The organism is Microcystis sp. M53602_WE12 (assembly GCF_030065455.1).
Taxonomy (GTDB): Bacteria; Cyanobacteriota; Cyanobacteriia; order Cyanobacteriales; family Microcystaceae; genus Microcystis; species Microcystis aeruginosa.
Genome location: NZ_JASJFB010000581.1, coordinates 1 through 1,197, shown reverse-complemented (window position 1 = coordinate 1,197; position 1,197 = coordinate 1). Strand labels below are relative to the sequence as shown.

The 1,197-nt window shown below is 40.4% G+C and carries 1 protein-coding gene; it reads right to left on the bottom strand.

Annotated features, from left to right (window positions below):
- Positions 1-228 precede the first annotated feature (228 nt).
- Entirely contained in the window at positions 229-567 is a 339-nt protein-coding gene (gene psb28, locus PX482_RS18645; protein ID WP_002758684.1) for a photosystem II reaction center protein Psb28, read from the bottom strand.
- Positions 568-1,197: the final 630 nt, after the last annotated feature.

The following is a 1,197-nucleotide window of genomic DNA, read 5'->3' as shown; positions in this document are numbered from 1 at the left end:
TGAGGTGGTCAACTACCTAATTTTCAGGGAAAAAGTACCTGAATTTTCCCCCGATCCCCGCAATGGCTGGCACTTTTTGAGGGGAAAAAAGTCCAAAAGTCTTATCCAACAAGGTTTTTAGATTTATTCAGCAGACCCTAAATAGGTTTTTCCTCTGATTTTTCACCTCTACCCGCATCGATCCCGAATGCGGGTTTTTTGACAAATTGCCGAAAGCTAAGGGCCAAATCAGGAAGATTTAGTAAATTCTAGACCGTTTTCGCTACCGTAACGCTCCATAAAACGCATAAAACGATCCCACTCTGCGGGAGAATTGAAAATAACCGTAGCTTCGATCGCCGTGGGTTTACCGTTGATAAATTTGCCTTTTACTTCCCTGGTGACTATTTCCCCCTCCTCATCAATGAGATACATCCCCGTGATTTCCTCGGTTTGTTGATCTCCGAGGATAGTCGGTTGCTCAAAATAAAATTTTGCCGATCCTTTCTCCCCCGTTTTAGTGCGACTTAAGCGGATATCGGGAACAACAGGTTCTTTTAACCCCTTGGAAAACTGAATTTCTGCCATTACTTTTCTTTATCCTTGTCATGAAATACACATTTCTAGATCATCTCACACCAAGTCGCAAGTAAAAAGCAGATGGGACAGCATAAGCTCAAAATATCAATACCAATATCATTTTTCCTTATTCGTAGCAGGCCTATCCATTAGTCATACTAAATCCTATTTAAAAGGTATAGGAGAGTGGGGAGTGGGGAGCAGGGAGCGGGGAGCAGGGAAAAACAATCCATAACTTGGGAGTTAATCACACTATTAAAAACGGATTCGGTGTCACATCTTTCTTAACACAAAATTTGACAAAAAGACAAAAGTATGCCAAGTGGCTCAAGTTGCTTCTCTGGAGGTAACTAATTTGATGGAATAGTTCCGGCGTTCTAGTCGGTCGTTAATTTCCATGCCCTCTATAATACAGCCCCTGTCAGGGTTCTGTCCCTTCTCAATTAAAACTTTTTATTGCGCTGACTAATTACGCGTGTTTTAGCTTACTTGTGTCCTTAAATAAGTAGTCATGCAAAATTAATTACCCAAATAAAAAATTAAGAAGTATAATACATAAAAAAACGAAGCAGCAGGAAAATACAATGAGATTGATTAGAGACCTAAACCCCGAGAGCCAGAAAATGCTAGAGAGAATTT

Excerpts from the sequence above, each read along its gene's own strand:
- psb28 (WP_002758684.1), bottom strand. The coding sequence starts at position 567 with ATGGCAGAAATTCAGTTTTCCAAGGGGTTAAAAGAACCTGTTGTTCCC.